The sequence below is a fragment of the Pseudomonas sp. D47 genome, from assembly GCF_045447305.1.
Taxonomy (GTDB): Bacteria; Pseudomonadota; Gammaproteobacteria; order Pseudomonadales; family Pseudomonadaceae; genus Aquipseudomonas.
The window spans coordinates 1-1027 of sequence record NZ_JBJGXU010000155.1 but is presented as its reverse complement, the minus strand read 5'-3'; the positions used below and the strand labels follow the sequence as shown (position 1 = coordinate 1027).

At 53.8% G+C, this 1027-nt stretch carries 1 protein-coding gene; it reads right to left on the bottom strand.

Going from position 1 to position 1027, the window contains the following annotated elements; genetic code table 11:
• Nucleotides 1–23: 23 nt before the first annotated feature.
• On the bottom strand, nucleotides 24–965 hold the full coding sequence (locus tag ACI77I_RS32010; protein ID WP_094953916.1) for an IS110 family transposase: 942 nt from the start codon (nucleotides 963–965) through the stop codon (nucleotides 24–26).
• Nucleotides 966–1027: the final 62 nt, after the last annotated feature.

The following is a 1027-nucleotide window of genomic DNA, read 5'->3' as shown; positions in this document are numbered from 1 at the left end:
GGAGTGAGCAACCGTGTCGAAATTCAAGCCATTTCAGCGAAATGCTTTTGATCGCGCACCATCGCATTCAAGATCGTCAGCAGCTTTCTCATGCATGCAACCAGCGCTACTTTCTTCGTCTTTCCTGCAGCAAGCAGATGGTTGTAGAACCTCTCGATCACCGGGTTATGGCTCTTCGAGGACAAGACGGCCATGTAAAGCACACTTCGAACCTCAGCTCGACCACCCCATATCCGTCTACGCCCTTTGTAGAGGCCGCTATCGCAGTTAAAAGGCGCCACACCAACCAAGGCAGCCACTTGTTTGCGATTAACCTTGCCCAGCTCCGGAACCATCGCCAGCAGCGAAAGTGCGAGCACGTTGCCAACACCAGCGACCTCGCGTAGCAAATCATAATTGGCCTTCCAGACCGGGGAAGCCTTGATGGCTTCGTGCAAGTCATCGTCTGTGCTTTTAAGCCGCTTTTGAAGCCAGGTGATATGTGCCTTGATGTCTCTTCGAAGTGCCTTGAATACCGCCTGCTTCAGCCGAGACTCCTCCGCCACGATCATGTCGATGAGTTGGCGGCGTCGAGTGAGTAGATCTGCCAGCTCACGAGTGTGTTCATCTGGCATCTCTCGAATCTCGGGTTTGACCGCCTGGGCAAACTCCGCAATCACCTGGGCATCCAGAGCATCGGTTTTAGCCAACCGACCGGTAGCTTTGGCGAAATCACGCACCTGGCGGGGGTTGACGACAACGACTGGCAGTCCCGCAGCGCAAAGCTCCGCAGCCGCAAGCCGCTCATATCCCCCAGTTGCTTCCAACACCACCAAAACCGGCTCCTGAGCCTTGAGATGTTTAGCTAAACGCTGGATATCTTCTTGAGTATTGAAAAACTGTTCGACTTGGCCAGTGGTGCTGACAAATGAGTCGAGCTTGTTTTTGGAAACATCAATTCCGACAAACGCAGAGTCATGGTCCATGGTGTTTTCCTCACGTCCAACCTTGCAGAATCGGGCTTCGCGCCCTGGCAACCGTTCGGACT

Excerpts from the sequence above, each read along its gene's own strand:
- ACI77I_RS32010 (WP_094953916.1), bottom strand. The coding sequence starts at position 965 with ATGGACCATGACTCTGCGTTTGTCGGAATTGATGTTTCCAAAAACAAG.